At 42.6% G+C, this 20799-nt stretch carries 21 protein-coding genes and 1 other annotated feature; of the genes, 14 read left to right on the top strand and 7 right to left on the bottom strand.

What is annotated here, in order from left to right; translation table 11 throughout:
- Positions 1-449: 449 nt before the first annotated feature.
- From VB077_RS13760 to VB077_RS13745, 4 genes are all read right to left on the bottom strand, one after another.
- Positions 450-692, bottom strand: a complete 243-nt coding sequence (locus tag VB077_RS13760) for a hypothetical protein (RefSeq protein WP_323415826.1) — start codon at positions 690-692, stop codon at positions 450-452.
- A 188-nt stretch (positions 693-880) separates the two neighbouring features.
- Positions 881-1951, bottom strand: coding sequence for a methyl-accepting chemotaxis protein (locus tag VB077_RS13755; RefSeq protein ID WP_323415825.1), 1071 nt, complete (start codon positions 1949-1951; stop codon positions 881-883).
- 69 nt (positions 1952-2020) lie between these two features.
- Complete coding sequence (locus VB077_RS13750; RefSeq protein WP_323415824.1) at positions 2021-2473, bottom strand: chemotaxis protein CheW; 453 nt, start codon at positions 2471-2473, stop codon at positions 2021-2023.
- A 43-nt stretch (positions 2474-2516) separates the two neighbouring features.
- Positions 2517-3260 carry a FadR/GntR family transcriptional regulator gene (locus tag VB077_RS13745; RefSeq protein WP_323415823.1) on the bottom strand — a complete coding sequence of 248 codons (744 nt, stop codon included), beginning with the start codon at positions 3258-3260 and terminating at the stop codon, positions 2517-2519.
- A 221-nt stretch (positions 3261-3481) separates the two neighbouring features.
- Between VB077_RS13745 and VB077_RS13740 the strand changes: the two genes are divergently transcribed.
- The 11 genes from VB077_RS13740 to VB077_RS13690 all read left to right on the top strand — a co-directional run bounded on the left by VB077_RS13740 (position 3482) and on the right by VB077_RS13690 (position 14430).
- On the top strand, positions 3482-4141 hold the full coding sequence (locus tag VB077_RS13740; protein ID WP_323415822.1) for an HD-GYP domain-containing protein: 660 nt from the start codon (positions 3482-3484) through the stop codon (positions 4139-4141).
- Positions 4142-4234: 93 nt separating this feature from the next.
- On the top strand, positions 4235-5464 hold the full coding sequence (locus tag VB077_RS13735; RefSeq protein WP_323415821.1) for an LL-diaminopimelate aminotransferase: 1230 nt from the start codon (positions 4235-4237) through the stop codon (positions 5462-5464).
- A gap of 147 nt (positions 5465-5611) precedes the next feature.
- The gene (locus VB077_RS13730; protein ID WP_323415820.1) at positions 5612-6379 is read left to right on the top strand and encodes an ABC transporter ATP-binding protein; all 768 of its coding nucleotides are present in this window, start codon (positions 5612-5614) and stop codon (positions 6377-6379) included.
- Positions 6372-7187 (top strand): ABC transporter permease, encoded by an 816-nt coding sequence (locus tag VB077_RS13725; protein ID WP_323415819.1) that lies wholly within the window; start codon positions 6372-6374, stop codon positions 7185-7187. The genes VB077_RS13730 and VB077_RS13725 overlap by 8 nt, the downstream gene beginning before the upstream one ends.
- An 89-nt stretch (positions 7188-7276) precedes the next feature.
- Positions 7277-8278, top strand: a complete 1002-nt coding sequence (locus VB077_RS13720; RefSeq protein WP_323415818.1) for an ABC transporter substrate-binding protein — start codon at positions 7277-7279, stop codon at positions 8276-8278.
- Positions 8279-8400: 122 nt separating this feature from the next.
- Positions 8401-9414 carry a diguanylate cyclase gene (locus tag VB077_RS13715; RefSeq protein WP_323415817.1) on the top strand — a complete coding sequence of 338 codons (1014 nt, stop codon included), beginning with the start codon at positions 8401-8403 and terminating at the stop codon, positions 9412-9414.
- A 35-nt stretch (positions 9415-9449) separates the two neighbouring features.
- Positions 9450-9717 (top strand) — a binding site (T-box leader).
- Positions 9718-9775: 58 nt separating this feature from the next.
- The gene (locus VB077_RS13710) at positions 9776-10786 is read left to right on the top strand and encodes an ABC transporter substrate-binding protein (RefSeq protein WP_323415816.1); all 1011 of its coding nucleotides are present in this window, start codon (positions 9776-9778) and stop codon (positions 10784-10786) included.
- A gap of 37 nt (positions 10787-10823) precedes the next feature.
- Positions 10824-11738 carry an ABC transporter permease gene (locus VB077_RS13705; protein WP_323415815.1) on the top strand — a complete coding sequence of 305 codons (915 nt, stop codon included), beginning with the start codon at positions 10824-10826 and terminating at the stop codon, positions 11736-11738.
- Between the two features lie 28 nt (positions 11739-11766).
- The gene (locus VB077_RS13700) at positions 11767-12561 is read left to right on the top strand and encodes an ABC transporter ATP-binding protein (RefSeq protein WP_323415814.1); all 795 of its coding nucleotides are present in this window, start codon (positions 11767-11769) and stop codon (positions 12559-12561) included.
- 236 nt (positions 12562-12797) lie between these two features.
- Positions 12798-13589: a C-GCAxxG-C-C family (seleno)protein gene (locus VB077_RS13695; RefSeq protein ID WP_323415813.1), complete on the top strand. Its 792-nt coding sequence runs from the start codon at positions 12798-12800 to the stop codon at positions 13587-13589.
- Between the two features lie 25 nt (positions 13590-13614).
- Complete coding sequence (locus VB077_RS13690; RefSeq protein ID WP_323415812.1) at positions 13615-14430, top strand: C-GCAxxG-C-C family (seleno)protein; 816 nt, start codon at positions 13615-13617, stop codon at positions 14428-14430.
- Between the two features lie 69 nt (positions 14431-14499).
- Here the strand turns inward: VB077_RS13690 and VB077_RS13685 are convergent, their stop codons facing one another.
- Positions 14500-15672 carry a TraB/GumN family protein gene (locus VB077_RS13685; RefSeq protein WP_323415811.1) on the bottom strand — a complete coding sequence of 391 codons (1173 nt, stop codon included), beginning with the start codon at positions 15670-15672 and terminating at the stop codon, positions 14500-14502.
- The gene (locus VB077_RS13680) at positions 15648-16082 is read right to left on the bottom strand and encodes a winged helix-turn-helix transcriptional regulator (protein WP_416337066.1); all 435 of its coding nucleotides are present in this window, start codon (positions 16080-16082) and stop codon (positions 15648-15650) included. The genes VB077_RS13685 and VB077_RS13680 overlap by 25 nt, the downstream gene beginning before the upstream one ends.
- Positions 16083-16417: 335 nt before the next feature.
- On the opposite strand from VB077_RS13680, the gene VB077_RS13675 reads away from it, so the two are divergent.
- Positions 16418-17080: a redox-sensing transcriptional repressor Rex gene (locus tag VB077_RS13675; RefSeq protein WP_323415810.1), complete on the top strand. Its 663-nt coding sequence runs from the start codon at positions 16418-16420 to the stop codon at positions 17078-17080.
- 278 nt (positions 17081-17358) lie between these two features.
- Here the strand turns inward: VB077_RS13675 and VB077_RS13670 are convergent, their stop codons facing one another.
- Positions 17359-17832: a metal-dependent transcriptional regulator gene (locus VB077_RS13670; RefSeq protein WP_323415809.1), complete on the bottom strand. Its 474-nt coding sequence runs from the start codon at positions 17830-17832 to the stop codon at positions 17359-17361.
- Positions 17833-17975: 143 nt separating this feature from the next.
- Here VB077_RS13670 and VB077_RS13665 point away from each other — a divergent pair, with 143 nt between their 5' ends.
- Both VB077_RS13665 and feoB read left to right on the top strand, forming a co-directional pair.
- Positions 17976-18215 carry a FeoA family protein gene (locus VB077_RS13665; protein ID WP_323415808.1) on the top strand — a complete coding sequence of 80 codons (240 nt, stop codon included), beginning with the start codon at positions 17976-17978 and terminating at the stop codon, positions 18213-18215.
- A gap of 33 nt (positions 18216-18248) precedes the next feature.
- Positions 18249-20405, top strand: coding sequence for a ferrous iron transport protein B (gene feoB / locus VB077_RS13660; RefSeq protein ID WP_323415807.1), 2157 nt, complete (start codon positions 18249-18251; stop codon positions 20403-20405).
- The last annotated feature ends 394 nt before the right edge of the window (positions 20406-20799 follow it).

The raw sequence follows: 20799 nt of genomic DNA, 5'->3' as shown, positions 1-20799 counted from the left end.
CAAATACCCCTTTAGGGGTGGCAAAGGTGGCAAAGACAAGTAGCTTGAACGTATGTGAAAGCCAGCGTCTTTAGGCGCTGGTCAGTAACAAAGGCTTATAGCCTTATCCCAAACCACCCGTTGGACGGGTGGTGATGATTTAACTGTATTTTAAAGTTCATTTTGTCGAGGATGACGAACCAGGAAAATTTCAATTTCATCATTCGCACGACGATAAAAAACTTTGTACGGTTCAGATTTTCCGATAGATAATAGCAACAATTTTAGATTAATGTAGTAGCCTTCAATAACTACATCCTTTCCAGGAGTAAATATAGAAAAGTCTTGTCTTTGGAAATACTCATTGATGTATTTCCTCAAGAATGATGCCATAGGTCTTAGTTCTATTTCTCTTCTCCATTTATCTAGGGATATAAGCGAATCAACCGCCGACCGTCTCCAGTGGATTTTCATAAAGAGCCCAACACTTTATCAATTTCTAAATCAGAAAGGATCGGGTTATCTCCTTTTAAAGCTTCCAATAACAGTCGTTTTTCCTCGTTATTAGTTACATCGTAAACATTAGTATCATTATGATCGGGATATTGTTCGATTTCGATTAAAAGAAATTTCCGGTTATCTATTTCAAAATAAGATGAACCTGATTTTACAGCTTCAAGGATGTCTTGATTTTCGATTTTGATTGCCTTCATATTATCACTCCCAAACAAAGGATTAAGATAATTATATCATAATTTGCTAGATCGTTTATAATAAAATAGCAGATTATTGTTAAAAAGATCCAGTTAACAGCCACTTCATTGTTTACTCGAAACGCAATGATACTCACCTTAAAATGGAACCCCTTAAGCGAAACAGCCTCGTTTTCATGCGCACATAATTATAATTTTTTGGCAATATTGCTTAACTCGCTTGCCATTGCCGTTATTTCTTCGACACTTGCGGTTATTTCCTCAGAGGCTGCTGCTTGTTCCTGGCTTGAACCCAAGGAACTATTACTTTTTTCGATGACATCTTCAACCGCGGTTTTTATATCGTCTGTTAATTCCTTTATTTGTGGAACGGTACTTTTGGATTGTTCCGAAAGTTTCCGAATTTCTTCGGCAACAACGCCAAACCCTCGGCCGACATCGCCTGCTCTGGCTGCTTCTATGGCTGCATTTAAGCCGAGCATCTTAGTTTCGTCGGCAATTTCTTTGATGAATGATGAAATTTCGCTGATTTTATTGGAAATGCTAATGATTGCTTTAATATCTTTATTTAGAAGTTGCTCATTTTCATGGATTTGGGATGCTGAAGCGGCTAATTCTTCAATGGCCGAAGATATTCCGCTGAGCCCATTATCAAGATTGGCAGACATCTCCTTTAATTCTGAGGCGAGCTTCTTCGGTATTATCATCCCTATGGTAGCCACCAATTCGTTTTCCTCATCGAATAAGGGAGCGTTGATATTTAAAAGTGGTATTCCATATAGACTGGCATCGAACTCCTTAGCGGTGCTTTGTTTTGTTTTGATCGTATTAAGGGCAATATCCTCATGAGTTAATTCATTGCCAATTTGAAGATCAGGAATATCAAATGTATTCGAGGCCTGTTTGTAAGCATACTTCTCTAAATCTGTCATATACATCACAGCACCCCCCGGGTACAACTCGGTCAAAATGGGGGCAATTTGATTGAAGGCAGCGGCGATGGGATGAAGCATAGGTTTAATGGTGGAAAAGGCTCCCACGGCATTGCCTTCTTCATCAATGATAGGAATAGAGACTGCTAATACTCGGAGTCCCAAAACCGATCTTGGTATTTTCTGCGTAACGACCTTATTTTGAGAAACAGCTAAAACAGCACTTCTGTTACTATCTATTTTTGTACCAATACTAAAAGCATCAATATTAAAAACATCAGAGCTATTTATCCAAGTGATTTCGTCTTCTTTCGTAATTACATACATAGGTCTATTTGTTTGTATCGTTGCTTGAACTTCAACAAAGGTTTAAGGCATTTAACTCATTAATTGAAATCATAATGACAACTCGCTTTCATGTTCGTATTTGAAAATCTCTTTTTTTAATTCTGAAGCATTTAATAATAGAATGAGGCGCTCGTTAACTTTAGCGATACCCTGCAGACTATTGGCACCCATAGTGCAAATTTCCGTACTTAACTTTTCGATTTCTTGTTCATCAATTCGAATGACCTCAGAGACATCATCAACGATAAGACCTAAATTCATTCCCTCTAGATCAAGAATAAGTAACCGATTGTCAACACTTCTTTCTACTTGCGCAAACTTAAATTTTTTCTTAAGATCAATAATAGGGATGACAATCCCTCTCAAGTTAATGACTCCTTCAATGAAGGCAGGCGTATTAGGCATATTTGTAATTTGAGGTATTCTGAGGATTTCTTTAGTTAAGTAGATATCAATCCCGTACTCCTGTTCACCAAGAGTAAAAATAACGTACTGATCCAATGATTTTCCCCCTTCTCTTTTTTCTAAGCGTAAAAATTATTGCTTAACAATTTCCGGTTCCAAAAAAATAAATGTGTTTCATCCCTTCCATTCCTTGAAGTAGTTGTAAATAGTCGACCATTCTTTTCTCCGCGTTTAAGGAATCATGCTTTTCTACGGTGAAGTAAATGGACAGTAAAGCCTCATATAGTTCCCTTTCCTGATGGGGAGAGAGCAAAAATTGGAAAGTAAGGACTTCGCTTAATTGACATAAATAATCGATAAGTTTTGTCATTAGCGGGTTTTTGCTCGCTTTAGCTAAAATATATTGAAAGGAAATTACTTCTTGAAAAAAATTATAGGACGAGTGAGATGACAGACATAAACCATTTAAGATAGCAAGGACATTTTTTAAACTATTTAAATCTTCATTTGATCGATGTTTTGCGGCTAGGCCAGCCATGGGAGCTTCCACGAGGACACGAAACTCAAAGAAATGTTCAAATGATATGGAATAGTATTTGAATGATGAAAAGGCATAATCGTTTAAATTCTTAATCATTTGGGGAGCGGCTTTTTGAGGAACAAAATGCCCGCCATTTTTCCCTGTGCGTGTTTCTATAATATATTCTTTTCTCAGCAGGTGAAGAGCATCGCGGACTGTTGAACGGCTTGCCCCGAAAATCTCAGCTAATTCCTTTTCGGAGGGGAGTCGATCACCGAGATGCAGGTCCCCGTGTAATACTGATTCTTTAATTTGTCCGGCAATTTGTTCGGGAATAGCGAAAAGAGGTCTAACAGAATACACAAAAACTCCTTCCATCAATTCGAGAATTTTAGGTACTTGAAATAATTATAGCATGGTATATATTTCAATATCCGAAGAATAATGAAAATTCCTACTTAATGTGTGAAATTCAGACATTATATAGGAATATTACAGAATCATGTAGAAATACTTGTAATCCAGAGGAAAATTAGGTATTCAGGGAATACAAGACTAGATATATGCAGGGAGGGGTAAATAGGTTGTCCTCATTTACAATACAAGATATCAATGTTTATACCACATGTTTAAAACAAGAAGAGATGACTGACATTATGAAGTATGTAGACGACATGATTTCTGAAATTGGAAGACCCCAAAGATCAGAATTACTCTGTAACAAATTTCAGTTATATGATAAAGCAACCTTTATTCACTCCGTAAATGTTACAATCCTCACGTTGCTCCTGGCCAAAATGATGGGGTATCGTGAAAAGGGTTTAAAAGAGATTGCCTGGGGCGCACTCCTTCATGATCTAGGGAAATTAAAAGTGCCTAAAAGTATTTTGAATAAACCGGGAAAACTAACCGAAGATGAGTATGAATTGATGAAGAGACATCCGCGGGACGGGGTCAAATTGCTTGAAGAATCCGGCCTTTCCAAAGCTTCACTCCTACCTATAATTCAGCATCATGAACGCTGGGGAGGGACGGGATATCCTTTGGGTCTTAAGGCCGAAGAAATTCATCCAAATGCTCGGATTGTTGCCGTTGCGGATGTTTTTGCGGCTTTAACGGCTGATCGCCCCTATCGTCAAGGAATGAAAATTGATCAAGCGCTAAATATAGTAAAGGCTGGAAAGGAGAAGGATTTTTCACCGGCAGTTGTTGATCCATTGCTGCAACTATTTAGTTTCGGTTAGTCATCGGATATAGTTGCAAATCTTGCCCCGAAAAAATATAATTCTACTAAATGAATTATGGATTGTCGACTGAAGAAAGGGGCTACATAAACCATGGCACAAGTTAATGAGAACTATTTGAAATTACCGGGGAGTTATTTATTTTCTGAAATCGCGCGCAGAGTGAATCAATTTAAGGCGGAAAATCCCGCGGCTGATATTATTCGACTGGGTATTGGTGATGTAACACGTCCTCTTTCTGCTACCGTTGTGGAAGCCATGAAGAAAGCCGCAGATGAGATGGGTCAAGCTGAAACATTTCGTGGTTATGGACCGGAACAAGGGTACGAGTTTTTAAGTCAGACGATTATTGACCATGACTTTATCCCGCGCGGTGTAAAGCTGTCTTCAGATGAGGTGTTTATTAGTGATGGAGCGAAGAGCGATACTGCGAACTTCCAGGAGCTTTTCGGCATCAATAATACCATTGCTGTCAGTGATCCGGTCTATCCTGTTTATGTTGATACAAACGTCATGGCCGGACGGACGGGTTTCCCGAATGAACAGGGACAATACGAAAAGCTGGTCTACCTTCCTTGTACTGAAGCCAATGGCATGAAACCGGCTCTTCCGCGGACGCCTGTTGATATGATCTATCTTTGTTTCCCGAATAACCCCACCGGGATGACCCTTACCAAAGAGGAATTGAAACAATGGGTTGACTATGCCCGCGCAAATCAATCCATCATTTTATTTGATGCGGCTTATGAGGCGTTTATCCGTGAAGACAACGTTCCTCACAGCATCTTTGAGATTGAAGGCGCCCGTGAGGTCGCTGTTGAATTCCGGAGTTTTTCGAAAACAGCCGGCTTTACCGGTACTCGCTGCGGCTATACGGTTGTTCCCAAAGAGGTCAAGGTTTACGATGCGAAAGGCGAAGCTCACAGCTTAAATGCCCTGTGGTTAAGACGGCAGACAACCAAATTTAACGGTGTTTCCTATCCAGTGCAGGCGGCAGCGGCTGCTGTTTATACCGCCGAAGGGCAAAAACAGGTCAAAGAAACCATTGATTATTATATGGAAAACGCCCGGATCATTCGGGAAGGGTTAGAGAAAGCAGGCTACAAAGTCTTCGGCGGGGTCAGCGCACCCTATATCTGGATGAAAACACCCGATAACATGGGATCATGGGGGTTCTTCGACAAGCTGATCAAAGAAGCAAATGTTGTCGGAACCCCGGGAGCCGGCTTCGGGGCAAATGGAGAAGGCTATTTCCGGCTGACCGCTTTTGGTACCCGCGAAAACACGGAGCGAGCAATCGAACGAATCAAAACAAGGATGTAATCTTAATAAAGTCTTTAAAAAGGGTCGTTGCAATGCAACGGCCCTTTTTGGCATAGATAACCAGTTCTTGAGACTCACCGAATCGGCCCCATCTCAATACACTATAAAGACAAATCGGTTCCGAATCAGGAACAGGGGGGAGTGCGAATGAAGAATGTCGTAGACATACATGACATCGGAATGAAGTATCAATCCCTCGATGGGGAAATAATTGCCCTTGAACATATTAGTTTCTCTGTTCTGGATGGAGAATTTTTATCGATTGTCGGTCCAAGCGGCTGTGGCAAATCCACACTTTTGTCGATTATATCGGGACTGCTTCCCGCAACCACGGGAGAGGTTTTGGTCAACGGTGAAAAAGTCAGTGGGGCCTCGCGGCAGATTGGCTATATGCTTCAAAAAGATCAGCTTTTTGAGTGGCGGACGATCTTTCAGAATGTCCTCCTAGGGTTAGAAATCCAAAAAGGTCTAACCCCAGAGGCTAAGGAATATGCTTTATCGCTGCTCAATACATATGGACTCTACGAATTCCGCAATTCCTATCCGAGTCAGCTTTCCGGGGGGATGAGGCAGAGAGCAGCGCTGATTCGAACTTTAGTCACCGATCCGAAAATTCTCCTTTTAGATGAAGCCTTTTCGGCCTTGGATTATCAAACTCGGCTTGCCGTAAATGATGATATCTATGCCATTATTAAACAGGAAAATAAGACAGCTATCCTTGTTACTCATGATATTGCTGAGAGTATTAGCATGTCTGATCGAGTGGTTGTTCTTTCTAAACGGCCAGGGAGCGTAAAGAAGATTTGTAAGATTGAATTAAGTGGTGAAAAGCGGACGCCTTTACTCTCAAGGGAGGCCCCGGAATTCAGGGGCTATTTCCAAAGCATATGGAAGGAGCTGGATGTTCATGTCTGATCCTCAAAATTTAACTCCTTCACAGGAACATCTGGCATTTCTGCGGAGCATTCGCCGAGAAAAATTATGGGTGAGGATAACTCAGCTGCTCATCGTTTCCGTAGCTTTTGCTCTATGGGAGATTCTTGCCGATGCTCGAATTGTTGACCCCTTTATAACGAGTCAACCTTCCCGGATCATTAAAACAATCGGTCAGCTTTATCAAGAAGGCGCGTTGTTTGGGCATATTGCCATAACGTGTTGGGAAACCATTGTCGGATTTGTGCTGGGAACACTTTTGGGAACGCTGATCGCCATTATTCTTTGGTGGTCAAAGTTTTTGTCCAAAGTTTCTGAGCCTTATCTCGTCATTTTAAACAGCTTGCCCAAAATTGCCTTGGGTCCGGTATTCATTGTTTGGATCGGGGCGGGACCTGCGGCAATCATTGTCATGACGTTGGCGATATCACTGATTGTAACCATTATGGAAGTGCTCAATGGTCTTCTCTCGATTGACCAAGAAAAAATTAAGTTAGTTCAAACCTTTGGCGGAAGCAAATATCAGGTTTTGACTAAAGTATTGCTTCCCGCATCCTTGCCTACCATTATCAATGCTTTGAAAATCAATGTCGGCCTTTCTTGGGTAGGTGTGATTGTCGGTGAATTTTTAGTGTCGAAGTCGGGTCTGGGTTACCTTATCGTTTACGGGGGGCAAGTTTTTAAACTGGATTTGGTCATGACAAGCGTACTCATTCTTGGGGTAGCGGCCGCCCTTATGTACCAAGGCATCGTTATCCTGGAAAAGTGGTTGGTCAAACACAGGGGATAGAATTTTGTGATCGGGGCTAACGTTAAGTTGAAACTTTTTACATAAAGGGAACAGACCTTAGGTAAATTTAAAAAAGGGGGAGGATCATTATGAAACGGTTTATGCTCTTACTTAGCGTGGCACTTTTAGGCTTTTCTTTGGTATTAAGCGGATGTGGTCAGCAGACAACTTTGACGAAGGTCAAGCTTTCCGAGGTTACTCATTCCATTTTCTATGCTCCGCAGTATGTGGCACTGAATCAAGGCTTTTTTAAAGAAGAAGGTTTAGATGTTGAGCTTATGAATGGTCAAGGCGCAGATAAGGTGATGACCGCTGTTTTGACAGATCAAGTGGATATCGGCTTCGCAGGTCCCGAAGCAAGTGTCTATGTCTATAACGAGGGAAAAGAAGACAATAGCATCGTTTTTGCCCAACTGACCAATGGGGACGGGACTTTTCTCATGGCCCGCCAACCCGATCCTAATTTTAAATGGAGTGATGTTAAAGGGAAAACCATTATCGGCGGCCGTAAAGGCGGAATGCCCGAAATCATTCTGCAATACGTTCTGCGGAAAAATGGTTTGACCCCGGGTCAAGATGTGATGATCGATACGACGATGCAATTTGCGGCAATGCCGGGGGCCTTTATTGGGGGAAAAGGGGATTATGTGATCATTTTTGAACCAACGGCTTCGGAGATGGAAAAAGAGGGCAAAGCCTATATCGTAGCTTCCTTAGGAAAGTCAAGCGGAGAAGTCCCCTATACGGCTTATTTTGCCAAGAAGAGTTATATTGCGAAAAATCCGCAGACTGTGCAAAAGTTTACCAATGCAATCTATAAAGGACAGCGCTGGGTCGATAGTCATTCTCCGGAGGAAATAGCCAAAGCGATTAAATCTCATTTCCCTGATGCTAATGATGAAACACTTATCGGTGTCGTCAAACGTTATAAGGAACAAAATTCGTGGAAGAAGGATCCTATTCTTCAGGAAAGGGATTTGTATGTTTTACAGCAGGCCTTGCAGGAGGCCGGTGAACTCAAAACCATTGCTCCCTATGATAAAATCGTAACAACAACCTTTGCCGAGGCTGCCATCCGGAATATTAAATAATATCTTATTAGCGAACGGTCCCTTGCCAAAAATTAGAAATGTTTTAGAAGGAATTTATACATAACAATAGAATATAGGAAAGGAGACCAATATATGGTAAGCCTAAGGAATCAGGTGAAGTAATGGTTATTACAGATGTCTTGTTCGAAAGCGTACTCATCTTAACCCTTGTTCTCCTCGTTGCCTATATATACGAACTCAAGAAAAAACATAATCAACTTCTTAAGGACATTCAAGCGGAAGCTGAAATCGGGGAAATTGCCTTTGATAAAACCCCCTTGGGAATGTGTATCACACGACCTGACTCAATGTATATCGATATTAATCCTTCCTACTGCAAAATTATGGGCTATACGAAGGACGAGCTTATGAAAATGATCCACAAGGACCTTATCCATCCGGAAGACTGGGAAAGCGAAATCCCCTACGTCAAGGAGTTACTGGAGGGCAGACAGGATTCTTTTGAATCAGTTAAGCGTTATATCCATAAACAAGGCCGTATCGTTTGGGCAAAAGCGATGGTTTTTCTGTTACGGGACGAAAGCAGAAATCCGAAGTTTTTTGTGATCCAGATTCAGGACATTACCCAAAGGAAAAATACGGAAGACGCATTAAGAAAAGCCAAGGTCGAAGCGGAGGCCTTAGCAAATATCGATTATCTGACCTGCTGTCTTAATCGCAGGGCTTTTATGACTCGGCTGGAGGAAGAATTAGCAAGAGCAAAACGCAATAACACGCGGATTTCTTTGATCATGGTCGATCTGGACGATTTTAAATCCATCAATGATTTTTTTGGTCATTTAGCCGGTGATAGTGTTCTGCGGCAGTTTGCGCGTTGCTTGAACGGCGGAAAACGGGCGTATGACTTTGTAAGCCGCTTTGGCGGGGAGGAGTTTATCATTTGCCTTCCTGATACGGAAATTAAGGATGCTTTTTTGATCGCTGAACGAATGCGCCAAAGCGTGGAAGAGATGGTGACCGATTATGAAGACGTACAAATCAAGATTACAGGGAGCTTTGGAGTGGCATGTTCATACCCCGGAGTCGAAGAGCCTGTCGATCATATCATTGGCAGAGCAGACAAGGCGATGTACGTCGCCAAAAATACTAAAAATAAAGTATTTCAATCTGCCTAACCTATTGAAATGTCCTATGGGAAATGATAAGATAAATAAAACCGTTGAAAAGGAAGTAAAACCGCAAGACCAACTTTTTAGAGAGTCGGGGAAGGTGAAAACCCGGCAAGTAACGGAGCGGGTAAATGGGCCTTTGAGGGCGGGGCAAACGAGCTAGCAATAGCTTAAGTAGCTTCCGACGCATAGCCAGCGTTATTGGGCTAAGGGTGTGATGGCACTCTGTACAAAGAGGATGGATATAATGAATTTTTATTATATGCATCAACTAAGGTGGTACCGCAGGTTATAACGCCTGTCCTTAAATTTGTTTTGAGGACAGGCGTTTTTGGTTATAAATAATGAATGATTAGGAGGTTGTTTAATGAAAAAAAAGTTAACAAAAATGATGTCCGTAATTTTAATGATTGCCCTGGTATTATCTGTCGCCGGGTGTGGAACAGCCCAGGACAAGTCCGGTAAAACTGCGAACTCCGCAGCTCAGAAAAAAATAGGGATTATTCAAATTGTTGAGCATCCTTCGCTGAACACGATTCGGGAATCCATTATTGAAGAATTAGCGGCTAAAGGCTATAAAGACGGTGAAAATATCACCATTGATTATCAGAATGCTCAAAACGACCAATCCAATTTAAAGACCATTGCTAAAAAGTTTGTCAACAATAAGTACGATTTGATTATTGCTATTGCTACGCCGTCTGCTCAAGCGGTTGTCAGTGAAACGAAAGATATTCCGATTATTTTCTCCGCGGCAACGGATCCGGTGGGCTCAGGTCTTGTCAAGGATATGAATAACCCCGGCGCTAATGTAACAGGGACTTCTGACCGCGTCTCGGCTGAAAAAATTATGGAACTTGCCAAACGCATTACGCCGAAAATTACAACGATCGGTGCACTTTACAATACCAGTGAAACAAATTCCGTTTCAGTTATCGAAAACCTGAATGAGTATGCGAAGAAGAACAATATGACAGTGGTTAATGCAACAGTGACGAACTCTTCCGAAGTTCAGCAAGCCGTGAATTCATTAGTCGGTAAAGTTGATGCGATTTTCTCCCCCATTGATAATACGATTGCTTCGGCAATGCCCATTGTCACTCAAACAGCGAATAAGGCAAAGATCCCGGTCTATGTCGGTGCAGACTCAATGGTGAAAGATGGCGGTTTAGCGACCTATGGCATCAACTATACGATACTGGGTAAAGAGACTGCCGACATGGCGGCCGAGGTCTTGAACGGGAAAAAGGCCGGCGATATTCCGGTGAAAACAATGTCCGAAATGGATATTTATCTGAACAAAAATACGGCTAAGGCCATAGGAATTTCTTTCCCGGAAGATGTACTCAAAGGTGCGGCACAAGTCTTTGGAGACTAAGAGGATAAAGGAAACTTAAGAAAAGGGGTTTAGACAAATGACACTCACTGCATTCCAAGGATCATTGGAACTGGGGATTATCTATGCAATCTTAGCGCTGGGAGTATTTCTCTCCTTTCGCTCGCTTAATATGCCGGATTTAACGGTGGATAGTGGTTTTACGCTTGGAGCAGCTGTTTCAATAATCACGAGTGTCAGCGGTCACCCCTTTTTAGGTCTGTTGCTTGCCTTTATCGCGGGCTGTGGCGCGGGGTGTGTCACGGCTCTCCTCCATACGAAACTGAAAATCCAGCCCCTGCTCGCGGGAATTTTAACGATGCTGGGACTCTACTCCATAAATCTTAAAGTGATGGGCGGGAAGGCCAATATTCCCCTTCTTAATAAGCCGACAGTCTATAGTTTTATCGAGGGCCTCATCCCCGGAAATTATGCTCGTCTTATCTTTGATAGTATCATCCTTCTTGTCATTCTCTTCTTGTTTTATCTCTTCTTAAAAACGCGGCTGGGCTTCGTTCTGAGAGCGACCGGTGATAATGATCAGATGGTCCGTTCACAAGGGGTGAATACAGATTTCATTATCTTGATCGGAATGGCCCTTTCCAACGGACTTGTTTCCCTCTCCGGTGCACTGATTGCCCAGGAACAATCCTTCGTTGATGTCAGCATGGGAATCGGCATGGTCGTTATCGGTTTGGCCTCGGTCATTATCGGTGAAGCCATTTTCGGGGTAAAAACGTTATTCCGCCGCTTATTGGCGGTTGTCCTGGGTTCAATTTTGTATCGGCTGATTATTGCCGTTGCCTTAGAATTGGGAATGCCGCCGACTGATCTTAAACTTGTCTCGGCTGTAATTGTAGCCATTGCCTTATCTACACCTGTCGTAAAAAGCAGTTATCCCACTTTAAAACGGAAATACCAAAGCCGCGGCTTGTCAAAAAAGAGAGTGTCGTAAAAAAACAGTGAAAGGGAGGAAGCGCTTTATGCTAAAAATCGAATCCATGAGCAAAACCTTTGCTAAGGGAAGCATCAATGAAAAACGGGCACTGCAAAACGTCAGCCTTTCACTGCGGGAAGGTGAGTTTGTGACCGTTATTGGGGGAAACGGAGCCGGAAAATCGACTCTTTTTAACGGAATTGCCGGTGTTTTCCTCATTGATGAAGGCAGGATTTTTATCGATTCTGACGATGTTACATTTGACCCCGAATATAAACGTTCTCGCTTGATCGGCCGTGTTTTTCAGGATCCCTTAAAGGGGACGGCTTTTGATATGACGATAGAGGAAAACTTGGCGATCGCCTTGGCGAAAGGTGAAGCGTTGAGCTTAAGACCGGGACTTCGCAAGAAGGATAGCCGCCTCTTGCAGGAACGGCTTGAACTTTTGGATATGGGCCTTGAAAACCGCATGAAGCAGAAAGTGGGGCTGCTCTCCGGAGGACAACGCCAAGCCTTAACCCTGCTCATGGCAGCAATAGTCAAGCCTAAACTGCTCCTCTTAGATGAGCATACCGCAGCCCTTGATCCCGGTATCGCTAAAAAGGTGATGAGTTTAACTCAAAAGATCGTGAGTGAGGAAAACCTCTGCACGCTGATGATTACCCATAATATGAAGGCTTCTCTGGAATATGGAACGAGAACGATCATGATGCACGAAGGAAGAATTATTATGGACCTTCAGGGTGAGGAACGAAAAAACATGACCATTGATAAGCTCGTTGAACAGTTTGAAAAACGAAGCGGCTCCGCCATGGATAATGATCGGATGCTTTTGGGATAAGCTTGGCGCAAGGAATGGTGAGGTAAAATACCTTCTGATAATTCAGAAGGTATTTTTTATTATGTATGGAAATTGGAGGAATTAGAGGATATAATTTGTTTATATAAATAATATTGTGTACACATAAATAAATTTAATAACGAAAGGGGATGTGCATATATCTAATTGTTTATGTGAACACATACCCAAAACCAAGCTCAAATCCAAACTAAACTTCAATTTGGAGGTGTTATTCAATGTCAGAGGGAAACCAAAATGTATCTCGGCGAAAATTTTTAACAGGAACTGCGGTTTTTGCAGTAGGTGCAGTAGCAACCGGCGTTGCAAGCGGGATTGATCCTAAAACGGCCGCGGCGGCAGCCCCATCATTGCCCTTTCCTTACCAAACCCTTGATGTTAATGTTGTAAGACAAAGGGGATATACTTATTACTTTTCCGGCGGCTGCATGTATGCTTCGGCAAAGGCACTGCTGGATACGTTAGTTGAAGCAGTCGGTGCACCTTGGGATTCTATACCTGCCGATATGTTTAAGTTCGGCAAGGGCGGAGCGTTAAACTGGGGAACCCTATGCGGAGCTTTAAACGGTTCCTTAGCGATTATCGAGATAGCAGCCGGGGATGCAGCCGCAGCAACAATTGGACCGGAACTTTTAGGCTGGTATTCTAAGTTCCCGTTCCCGAGCAGCGCTCACGAAAGCTATTGTCAATATCCTAATCAAATAACTACAGTAGCAGACTCCCCCCTCTGCCACCAGTCTGTCAGCCTTTGGTGTGATGCAGCGGGTGCAACCGTGAACAGCCCTCAAAAGAAAGATCGCTGCGCAAAGCTTGCAGGGGACACGGCAGCAAGAGCAGCAGAATTATTAAATGCTTGGAAAGCAGGGGGTTTTGCTGCCGCTTATCAGCCCGATGCGGATTTTGCCCGCTGCCTGCCGTGTCATGTCGGACCGACAAGCCGTTTCGATAATGTTCAAGGACAAATGGACTGTTTAGAATGTCATACTGACCGGGCAGGTCATAAACGTTAAGTTTGAGAAAATGGAGGTGTGAATTATGTCCATAGAAGAGAAAAATTATGATAGAAGAAATTTCTTGAAAGGTTTTGGTCTTTTCGCTGCAGGGGTTGCAGTATCAAGCGGTATCGGAAGTGTTCTTAATCCCAAAAGTGTTCAAGCTGCGGCACCGGCACTTCCTTGGCCCTATGTTTCACTTGATCCGACAGTAATTAGAAAGCGGGCCTATGAAAACTATTACGCCGGCGGTTGTATGTACGCATCGGCAAAGGCACTTATTGATACCCTTTATGAAGCAACGGGAACACCTTGGGATACCTTGCCCATTGATATGTTTAAGTATGGAAAAGGGGGGGCTTTTAACTGGGGGACGCTGTGCGGCGCCTTAAACGGCTCACTCTATGTGATGAATTTGGCAGCGGGTACATCTGTAGATCCATTAGGAAATGAATTGATCGGTTGGTATACGACAAATCCGTTTCCGAGCCGTTTGATGGATTCCTATGCCGCATTTACTCAGGTAAGGCAAACGATTTCGGATTCCCCGCTATGCCACCAATCGGTAACGAAATGGTGCGACGAAACGCATAATAAAGTGAGTTCTGATCGGAAGAAAGACCGCTGTGCTAAAGTTGCGGCAGATACAGCAGCAAAGGCGGCGGAAATTTTGAACGCTTGGAAGGCAGGAACCTTTACAAGTGTATACCAGCCGGGTGCCGAATTCGCCGGTTGTTTATCCTGCCATAATGGAGCAGCAAGCCAGCTTGATAACGAGCAGGGTCTCGCTAATTGCACAACATGCCATGAAGATGATCACAGGCCACCCATAACCAGATCAAATAGAACAAAAAGATAAAATAAAATAAAAAAGATTGACAGGTACCTCTTATGGTCGAAACAAGGTACCTGTCAATCTATCCTTCTTCTATAAATTTTGCAAGAATAAACGGGCAATATCCGCTCCGCCAATGATGGAACCTATCGAACTGCCGAGATTGGCAAAAACAACGATCAGAAGAATACGCGTTACTTTGTTGTTCCAAAATCCTTTGATACTCATAATGTCTTCAGATAGAGATTCAAAGTCACCCACATTGGGTCTGCGAAAATAGGCTTGAACAAGTCCGGCAAACCAACCTGCCGCTATAAGCGGATGTAAAGCAGATATCGGAGCGGCAACGAAGGCGGTCAGAATAGCCAAAGGATGACCTAAAGCAAGTGTGGTGCCTATGGCACATAGAGTTCCCGTCCATAGCACCCAGCTTAAGCTTTGCTGGATTCCGGCGGAAGGATTAATAGTGAAAGTATAGGCGATCAGCGCGAGGATGAGAACGGGAATAGACCAACCGATGATCGGTGCAATCTTCGATTTCGGGGGCAGCTCAGTTAAACGGGCTAGATCATGCTCCTTCGAAAGTTCTTCTTTAATACCGGGGACATGAGCAGCCCCTAATACGGCAACAATCTTTTCCCCGGGAGCTTCCTTTATTTTTTGGGCTAAATACTCATTGCGCTCATCAATTAAAGGAGCTTTTAATTTAGGAAAGTTGGCTGCGAAATCTTGAAGCATGGCGTTTAACATGTCTTGGGATTTCATTTTTTCCAGTTCTTCATCGGAAATGCTTTCATCATCAAAAATACTGATGATGATTTCCATAAGAAGCTTTGTTTTACCCCAGAACCCGATGTTGTGCCAAATCCTTGAGAACGTAATTTGAATATCGCGATCGGCAAGGACGAGATTTGCTCCGATTTCTTGAGCGGATTCAATGCCTTGGATCATTTCCTGACCGGCATTGGTTCCCAGGTGTTTAGCTATACGTTTTTGAAAAGAGGAAAGGGCAAGATTGATTAAAAGCAATGTCGCTTTTTTATCTTTAATAACCTTAAAAATATCGGTTTCCTTCCACTTATTTCCGTCCATAAGCGTTTGATATCTGGGTTCATCAAGCTCAATACAAACAGAGTCGGGTCTTTCGGCATCGATCACTTCTTTGACCTGCTCCGCACTTTGTTTGGAGACGTGTGCCGTTCCAATCAGGATAATCTCTTTATCTTCTAAATAAACACGGGTCAGGTTTGCGGTTTCTTGAGACATAGTTGACCTTCCTTTATATCTTCTTCATCTTTTTTATCCATAACAGTATTTAAGTATGAAGCACCGAATCCATGCATCAATTCAAGGATCGGCAGAATCTTTTTACCGACATCTGTTAAACCGTATTCGACCCGCGGGGGTACAACCGGATATACCTTTCGAAAGATGAGTTTATCATCTTCTAATCCTCTTAATTGCTGGGTCAGCATTTTTTGGGTGACTTGAGGCAGTAGCTTTTTGATATCACTAAAACGGAGCGTGTTAAAGCTTAAATACCATAAGATAAGAATTTTCCATTTTCCGGCCAGCAGTTCCTGGACTAAAATCATTGGACATTTATAGTACTGTAGACATTGTTCTTTCATGGGGCACTTATTATGGCTTTCCGATGCTGCTAAGGATTTGCACATTGTTCAAATCTCATCTCCTGAGTGTTATTAAGTACAAAAAGATAACTTTTAAATCAATATAAAAAAGTATAACATATACAAGAGCATGAAATCTACAATTTAAATACTAAGTATCTTTTGGACTACTAAGTATCCCTATAGGCATAATAGTGCTAATAGGTAATAAAGGGTCAATTGAATACTGAGTTACTTTTGAGTAACTAATGAACTTTATAGTAACTACTTGATATATTTAGTTGCTCTATAATATAATAGGTGATATATTAGCAGAATAAGCAGCAAATTGATAAAAAGTATTGAAAAATAGAGAATGATAAAGAAAGAGCGGGGTAGATATGAGAACACTTAAAGTTCCGGAAGCGACAATCACACGACTTTCCGTGTATTCGCGTTATCTTTCGAAACTGAAAAAACAGGGGAAAATTACGATATCTTCTACAGATATTGCGGTAGGGGCCGGCGTAAATCCGGCTCAAGTAAGAAAAGACCTCTCCTTCTTCGGAGAATTTGGGACACGGGGCGTAGGCTATGATGTAGACCAATTAAATTGGGATATTTTAAAGATCCTATCCTTGGATGAAGAATGGACGGTTGCCTTGGTAGGGTTTGGCCATTTGGGACAAGCTGTAACTATGCATCGCGTTTTCAAAGAACGGGGCTTTAACTTTACCAGTATCTTTGATAATGACCCGAATAAGATCGGGACAATGGTCGAGGGTGTTGAAATTCTACCGTCGGAAAGGATCGAAGAAGTCATCTCAAAAAATAAGAACCGCATTGGTATTATTACAGTGCCGGCGGATGCGGCGCAAGGAGCAGCGGATGCTTTGGTGAAAGGCGGCGTTCAGGCGATCTTGAACTTCGCGCCGATTCACTTGACAGTGCCTCAAGAAATTGAACTGCGTGAAGTCGACCTAGCGGTCAATCTTGAAGTCCTGACATTTCACTTGGATATACAGAGACAAGGATATTCGCGGCCACTGAGCTTTATCCGATGACTAACTGCCACTAAGACTCCCACTTCCTAAGAAGGAGATAAGTGGCGCTAAGTCCCTGGATAAGTCAACTAAACTACAGAAACAAGTGCGATAGTTCCACCGGAACTATCGGGAGTCAAAACTCCACCTGAAGTAAGTTTCCTTTATATAGTAGCGATCAATAAAGTAAATCAAATAAAGCAAATTAAAACACAAGAGGGACTGTTGCAAAACAGCCCCGTTTTTGTATGCCCATAATTATGGGTTATTGCAAAAGACCCGAAACTACATGACCACCGTTAGCTTTGATCGTTATTTTTGTATTGCCTGAACTTATCCGCTATTTCTTGATGACTCATAAAGAAGTCATTGAGTATCTTTATATTTTCTAATGTATGGGTATTGATGTTGTGTTCGATCAATTCCGTTTGGACCAAGATATTATCGCACTCCAGAAATTTCAGGAAGTCCTCGATTATCCGGTGACGTCCCAAGAGAAATTCGCCTAACTCCTTACCGCTTTCAGTCAGTAGCACAATGCCGTACTTCTCATAGTTTAGAAACCCTAATTCTCCAAGTTTCTGTACCATCTTTGAGGCGGATGAAGCCTTGACATTCAATAGCTCGGCAAGCTTATTCATGCGGAGATAGCTGTCCTGCAAGCTATTTCTATAGATCATCTCCAGATAATCCTCCATAGCCGAAGTCAGTAGGCTCCTATTTTGTTCCAGGAGCTGGTATCCCCGGACTGTGTAAAATTCTTTTTCGTCCATGATCATCACGCCCTTAAATCAATCCCTGATTCAATTATATTCGTAACACTCTGTTTTATTTTACATATCTTAGGGTAGAGAAAAAGTTTTGCACCCGACTTAAAGTGAATAGAACATATTTGTTTGGAGGAGGTACTTAGAGTATGGAAGAGAAATTTATGCCGCTCAATTTTTTACCGTTAGGGATGAAGGGTAAGGTAAAAGTACTTACTGCCGACGGAACCATTCGGAGAAGACTTCTTGATTTAGGCCTGGTTTCCGATACTGAAGTGGAAGCTCTGCAAAAAAGCCCTTCCGGTGATCCTATCGCCTACCATATTCGCGGTGCCGTTATCGCCCTTCGTTCAGAAGAAGCCTCCAAAATTATGATAGAAACCATTTAGATTGAAACCGTTTAAAGGAGGGCTTTATCAAAGATGGGACTTACAAGCCAATCTTCTGGAAGCAGCGTCTTGCAAAGCGAGCTGAAAATTATCCGCAGCACCTCTGATGAAAAGGTCATTGCTCTTGCCGGAAATCCCAATGTGGGGAAAAGTACAGTGTTCAATAGTTTAACCGGCCTTAACCAACACACAGGCAACTGGCCGGGTAAAACAGTAGCGAACGCTCAAGGACAATACAAACATAAAGATAGAAACTTTAAGCTGGTAGACATACCCGGTACTTACTCACTCATGGCAAACTCAGTTGAAGAAGAAGTTGCCCGGGATTTCATCTGCTTTGGAAATCCCGATGCGACAGTCATCGTTACCGATGCCACGTGTATGGAACGAAATCTAAATTTGGTCCTGCAGACCTTGGAGATTACTGCTAATGTTGTTGTTTGTGTTAATCTTTTGGATGAAGCTAAGCGCAAGAAGATCAACATCAACTTAAACGAGCTTTCTGAGCAGCTTGGCATACCCGTTATCGGGACCAGTGCAAGAAGCGGAGAAGGTTTAAGCGAACTGATGGATGCCGTATATGACCTTACAAGTAAAGGGGAAACGACAGCGACAGTTCCTTTAAGAATCAATTATACTGATCCGATTGAGCAGGCGATTGCTTTGGTCGAACCGAGTGTAAAGGAGATTCTAGGCAATTCGCATAATAGTCGGTGGGTCACTATAAAACTCCTTGACGGAGACAAAACGTTGCTGCAAGCCCTTCACGGATACCTTGGATATGACTTAACGGAAAAAGTCACCATCGCCAAGAAAATCAAGGAAGCCCAAAATATCCTCAGCGAAGCGAATATTGATGATAATCAATTCAGGGATACAATTGTTACCGATATTGTAGGCACGGCAGCCAAAATCTATAGTTCGGCGGTTACTTTTGAAAACGTTAAATATAATCAAACCGACCGGAAAATTGACAGCATCTTAACCTCTAAAACTTTTGGAATACCGGTGATGATCGGCCTTTTAGCTGTAATTTTTTGGTTGACCATTACGGGAGCCAATTACCCTTCACAAGTGATTTCTACTTTCCTATTTTGGATTGAGGACCATTTAACCGAATTTTTTATTTGGGCAGGCACTCCCCCGTGGGTTCACGGAGTATTGGTGATGGGTATCTACAGAACTCTGGCCTGGGTTGTATCGGTTATGCTGCCTCCAATGGCTATATTCTTCCCCTTATTCACCCTGCTGGAGGATTCAGGCTATCTGCCCCGAATCGCCTTTAACCTGGATAATTATTTTAAAAAAGCATGTGCCCATGGCAAACAGGCCTTAACCATGTGTATGGGTTTCGGTTGTAATGCTGCGGGTATCATCGGCTGCAGAATCATTGATTCTCCAAGAGAACGACTCATTGCGACCATCACGAATAACTTTGTACCCTGTAACGGTCGGTTTCCGACTTTAATTGCCATTATTACCATGTTCTTTGCGGGAACTGTTGCCGGCCCTTTTCAATCGATCCTCTCAACCTTGCTCTTAACGGGGGTTGTCGTTCTGGGGGTTGTTATGACCTTGCTCATATCTAAAATGCTTTCCATAACGATATTGAAAGGACTTCCTTCTTCGTTCACGCTTGAGCTTCCTCCCTACAGAAAACCGCAAATAGGCAGGGTTATCGTCCGTTCAGTATTTGACAGAACGCTATTCGTATTAGGCCGTGCTGTTTCCGTAGCTGCACCGGCAGGCCTGATCATATGGGTTTTAGCCAACATACACCTGGATGATCTGAGCCTCCTGTCGCATGCCGCTAATTTTCTTAATCCCTTTGCCCATTTAATCGGCTTAGACGGTTTCATCCTGATGGCTTTCATTCTTGGCTTTCCGGCGAACGAAATTGTTGTTCCGATCATTATCATGAGTTATATGGCAACAGGGAATATCCTGGAGTTGGATAGCCTGGATCAACTAAGGCTGCTCTTAGTTTCTCACGGCTGGACTTGGCTGACGGCGGTCTGTGTCATGCTCTTTTCCCTCATGCATTGGCCTTGTGGAACCACATGCTGGACAATAAAGAAGGAAACACAGAGCTGGAAATGGACTTTGGTTTCCTTCCTTATACCGACAATTACCGGAGTGGTTATCTGCTTTGTCGTTGCCAATACAGTACGGCTGCTGGGTTTGGCATAGTGAGCAAATTCAAATTACTCCATTCCTTTTAAGACAATACCAAATGTTAATTACCAGTGCGACACTTGTTACTAAAATTATTCCTAAAATCAAAGGAATAGTGATTGGGGTAGAACGCCTTTTAATGACGTAAAGAATAATACCATCATTTAACGCAATAACGAGGACACCTCTGATTATTAGCTCTGTAAAAATACTCATTAATATCAAACATCCTTTTTGGTAAATTACTTTTACTGCGTACTCAATATTTTAGCCATGTTAAGCGACTTCTAAGCCAAAACCGCCATACACGAAAGCACGGGGCTGCTGCAAAGCAGCCTTTTGCTTATTTCCTTTTTCTAGACAATATTTACTCTAATCTGCTATTCTAGAATACATGGAGAAAGATGAA

It is taken from the genome of Desulfitobacterium sp. (genome assembly GCF_034927245.1).
Classification (GTDB): Bacteria; Bacillota; Desulfitobacteriia; order Desulfitobacteriales; family Desulfitobacteriaceae; genus Desulfitobacterium_A.
Note: the sequence above shows the minus strand (reverse complement) of the source record. Positions and strands in the feature narration are given on the sequence as shown.